Source organism: Dyadobacter sp. HNCC25DJ186, from assembly GCF_056895235.1.
Genome location: NZ_JBXHAS010000037.1, coordinates 1 through 1906, shown reverse-complemented (window position 1 = coordinate 1906; position 1906 = coordinate 1). Strand labels below are relative to the sequence as shown.

General features: G+C 40.1%; 1 protein-coding gene. It reads right to left on the bottom strand.

The annotated features are described in order from the left end of the window. On the bottom strand, positions 1 to 1906 hold a 1906-nt coding region (locus AC1XUO_RS29565; RefSeq protein ID WP_483333512.1), incomplete at both ends, for an ABC transporter permease.

Sequence of the window (1906 nt, the reverse complement as noted above, 5' to 3'; positions counted from 1 at the left end):
TCTGTTAAAATATTCATCCAGAAAAAAGTATTCAAACGGGCTTCCGGGAAAAGTTTTTTGATAAAGTTTTTCAACTTCGGCAAGACTTTTTGATGTATTATTTGCTTTTAGATTTACTGAAAGGTATTTCCAATTGCTGAAAGTTGGGTAGTAACATAATATGGGTTCGATTTTTTCCTTTAACGAGCGTTGGTGAAAATTCTTCATAACGCCGGCAACTTTTAACTGCACATCGTCTCCTGCCATGTAGAAAATAATCTTGCCGACTGCATCATCGGGTGATTTAAAACCAAGCGTCTTGACCATTTCTTCATTAATTAGAACTTTGGTGATTCTTTTAATATCCCGCTTTGATTTGTCAGTGCTGATAAGATTCTGTCCTGCAACCAATTTAATCTGATACGTCGGAATAAAATTTTCATCAATCTCTAAAAGGTATGTTGCGTAACTGTTTTGTTTATCCTGGTTCGCTCTCCGGAAATTATTTTGTAAACGAATCTTGTGTCCCGGAATGTCTGACGTCGCAGTTGCGTCGTTAACCGAGGTCAGTTTCTGAACTTCGCTTTTAAAAATCTGGTACTCATTGTCAATGACGTTGCCCTTGACAACAGGTGCCTTCACGATGACAACCTGATCTTTCTGATAGCCGAGATTACCGTTTCTCATGAAAATAAATTGCTGAAAAACAACAACCGTTGAAGCAATAAGAGTTATGGAAAGGATGATTTGAAAGGAAACCAATATCTGCCTGATTGATATACCCCCACCGGAATACATTTTTAATCCTTTCAGCACACGAACCGGAATAAACGACGACATCACGAAGGCTGGATAAGCGCCAACAAATAAGGCACCCACCAGGAAAATCAACAGAACAGTAAACCAGAAAAAAGGCTCATTACCCAGGCCATTTGAAAAGAAACCTGTGGTAATATCTTTACCAATAAAATCATTAAAATAGGGTGTACAGGAAAAAATAATAACAAACGCAGCTGCGAGCGCCAATAAATTGACAATAAAAGATTCAAAGAGAAACTGTGTAATCAGCTGTGATTTCCCTGCGCCGACTACTTTTCTCATACCAACTTCCTTTGCCCGTTCCATCGATTTTGCGGTCGATAAATTGATATAGTTGACCCAGGCAATAAATAAAATAAATACGCCGATGACGCCTAAAAAGTAGATTTCAATTTCGCTGCCATTTACCTCAGCTTCCCGGGAATAATTAGAATTCAGGTGAATGTCAGAGATTGGCTGTAAATGAAATGAAGACCGAAAATTCAATTCCTTCATTAGTTTGCCCAGATATTTTTCAGTAAACGCCGGAAATTTTGCTTCGAGTTTTTTAACATCGGTACCAGGAGCAAGTAGAACATAAGTGTAAAATTCTGGCCAGCCCCAGTCATCATATCCATAATTGTGCTTAATGGAGGACATAGAAACCAACATGTCAAACTTGATATGAGAATTATCCGGAACATCCTCAAAAACACCTGTCACCTTCATGGACATACTTCCATTCATATCCAGTATTTTGCCCAGAGGATCTGTGTCTCCAAAATATTTCCTGGCTGTGCTGGCAGAAAGTACGATACTATAAGGCTCAGTCAGGCAGCTTTTTCGGTCACCTGAAAGCAATGGATAGGAGAAAACGTTGAAAAAAGACGCGTCAACAAGGAACATATTGGCTTCACTATGAATCTTTTCCCTCCCCTTGGCATCTTTGTAAGAAAGGGTGTAGGAATTCATGAACAAGGCATTGGAAACCACCCGGACAAAATCCACGACTTCCGGAAAGTCCGCCTTCATAGCGGGTCCAGCCGCCGGATGATTTGCAGCTGTCGCCGGCGTATTAGCTAAACTGCCGGCGTATGAAATAGGAACGCGATAAATGTTTGCAGTGTTG